The sequence below is a fragment of the Hydrogenophaga sp. genome (assembly GCF_022844385.1).
GTDB lineage: Bacteria > Pseudomonadota > Gammaproteobacteria > Burkholderiales > Burkholderiaceae_C > Hydrogenophaga.
Window position 1 is genome coordinate 8,986 of record NZ_JALHLX010000091.1, and the last position, 2,190, is coordinate 11,175.

Genomic DNA, 2,190 nt, shown 5'->3' on the forward strand with positions numbered 1-2,190 from the left:
CCAATGACACGCTGGCACCGGGTGCGTCGCTGCCGTTGCACTGGCGCGTACAACCTGATGACCATACGCAAAGTTTTTTGGAGATCTGGATACCCTGCGGGGCAGAGGGTGCGGCCATCAGTGTGAAACCCCCTGGCCATGCGCAGGCCTTGCCTGCGCTGCGCCAAGGTCAGTCCGGCTTGTGGCTCGGCGACGATGGCCTGCCCCTGTGCAGCCTGATCTTTCCGAACGACTCGGCGCTCGGCACGGGCAGCACCTGTGCCCTGCTTGCACTGGCGCCCACCTTCAGCCGCAGCGCCAAAGCGGTCACCGCTCCGTTTGGTTCGTGGCAAGTGACGCTCACCAACACCGGCACCGAACCGGTGGTGTTCGACGCTTACGTGGAGCGCGACGATGTGGCGCTGGGCCAGAACACCGGGGCCCGGCAGTCGTACTTTGAAGACGCGTGGTACGACACCAGCGGCAACATCGGCAGCTTCGTGGACCACCCGGACAACCCCACACCCATTCGCCGCAGCGGCACCTTCAACAGCCTCTCGACCGGGCAGAACACGGTGAGCGTGGGCGGCATTCGCCGACACGCTTCACCTGGCGCTCACTTTGCGCGCTACTCCCCACGCAAACCCGACCCGGACGCGAGGCGCCCGCAACGCGCTGGCGTGAAGAAAGTGCCCGACACCCTGGCCGCGAGCGACGACAACCCGGCGCTGTGGGGCGTGCTCGGCGCGGGCAGCTTGAGCGGAAGCGTGGTGCGGCTGGCGGGCACCAGTTCAGCGGCACCGCAAGAGGCGCGGCGGCTGATCAACCTGCCCTGAGCACTACCAGCGCGCGGGCAGTGTCTTGAGCAACCAGATCCAGCGCTCACGCACGTCGATGTAGCCGCCCGTTTCCAGGTCTTTGAGCAGGCGACTGACCATCTCGCGCGAGCAGGCCAGGTGCTGCGCCATCTGCTGGTGGGTCAGGCGCTCCTTGAGCGCACGTTCGCCCTTGTCGTTGGGCAGCTGGGCCATGCTGTTGAGCAGGCGCACGAGGCGACCATACACGTCGATGAGCGCCACGCTGCGCGCGCTCTCCGTGGCCAGCCGCGCACGGCGGATCAGGCGGGCCATGAGCTCCAGCGCGAATTCGGGGTGTTCGGCGATGTAGGCCAGCAAGGTGGCGCGCGTCACCACGGCGCAGGTGCTGGGTTCGGCGGCTTCCACGTTCGCCGAGCGCGGCCCGCCATCGAGCGACATCTCGCCCACGTACTCCAGCGGGCCGTACAGGCCCAGGGTCAGTTCGCGTCCGTTGTTGTCCGACAGGAATGCGCGCAGCCGCCCCTGCAGCACGATGTAGAGCGTGTCACCGGTCTCACCTTCCTGGATCAGCAGCGTGCCGCGGCGGTAGCGGCGCTGCACACCTTGCGCGGCCAGGGCTTCAATGTGTTGGTTGGGATGGGCAAAGGCAGCGGGGAGGGTGACCGGCATTCAAGCTCACGGGTGGATGGATTCCGCGGCATTGTGGGGCATGGGCATGACGATGCGCAAGGCGGGCACCACCGGGGGCAGGCTGTTGATGCGCTGGAGCAGGCGGCGAATGCTCGGCGAGCCCGCCTTTTCGCGCAGGGTCTTGATCTGGCTGCGGATGGTGGACGGCGCCACGCCGTGTTCGGCCGCGATCTCGGGGATCTCCAGACCGCGGCACAAACCCATGAGCACCGCTTCTTCGCTAGGGCTCAAGCCAATTGTGCGGGCAAACATGCGCACCGCGAGGTTGTCGCAGGCGCTCTGGCGCGACAGCATCACCAGCACGGTGGGTGTGTCGGCTTCCAGCGGATGGCTCAAAGGCGTGAAGGCCAGGGAGAGTTCACGTTCGCCCTTGTTCAGCAAGACCAGCCGACGCTGCCCGCGAAACGCCGCTTCCATGGCGGTCTGCATCTGCGAGGTGAACTCGGCGCTGCTGCCCAGCAGGCTGTTGCCGTACGACATGAGCATGCGACCGCTGGCGAGCTCGTGCCGCGCGAGGTGGTTGGCGTGCAGGATCGTGCCCTGCGCATCGATGATCAGCACGCCGTAGTCGACTTCGTCGAGCACCCGCAGCAGGTGCGCGCGCCCCATCACAGGTTGACCGGACATGCCGGGGGGCTCGTGAATGTCGGACGCTCTGCTTGCGCTGCTGGCTTGCCACATGACCGCTCTCCTTGAATGGGAT

General features: G+C 66.7%; 3 protein-coding genes. 1 reads left to right on the top strand and 2 read right to left on the bottom strand.

Annotated elements, in window-relative coordinates:
• Positions 1-122 precede the first annotated feature (122 nt).
• Complete coding sequence (locus Q0C59_RS14110; protein ID WP_291216519.1) at positions 123-815, top strand: hypothetical protein; 693 nt, start codon at positions 123-125, stop codon at positions 813-815.
• 3 nt (positions 816-818) lie between these two features.
• Here the strand turns inward: Q0C59_RS14110 and Q0C59_RS14115 are convergent, their stop codons facing one another.
• Both Q0C59_RS14115 and Q0C59_RS14120 read right to left on the bottom strand, forming a co-directional pair.
• The gene (locus tag Q0C59_RS14115) at positions 819-1,466 is read right to left on the bottom strand and encodes a Crp/Fnr family transcriptional regulator (protein WP_291216521.1); all 648 of its coding nucleotides are present in this window, start codon (positions 1,464-1,466) and stop codon (positions 819-821) included.
• A 6-nt stretch (positions 1,467-1,472) separates the two neighbouring features.
• A complete protein-coding gene (locus tag Q0C59_RS14120; RefSeq protein WP_291216522.1) occupies positions 1,473-2,114 on the bottom strand; it encodes a LuxR family transcriptional regulator in 642 nt (213 codons plus the stop codon).
• Positions 2,115-2,190: the final 76 nt, after the last annotated feature.

Excerpts from the sequence above, each read along its gene's own strand:
- Q0C59_RS14115 (WP_291216521.1), bottom strand. The coding sequence starts at position 1,466 with ATGCCGGTCACCCTCCCCGCTGCCTTTGCCCATCCCAACCAACACATT.
- Q0C59_RS14120 (WP_291216522.1), bottom strand. The coding sequence starts at position 2,114 with ATGTCCGGTCAACCTGTGATGGGGCGCGCGCACCTGCTGCGGGTGCTC.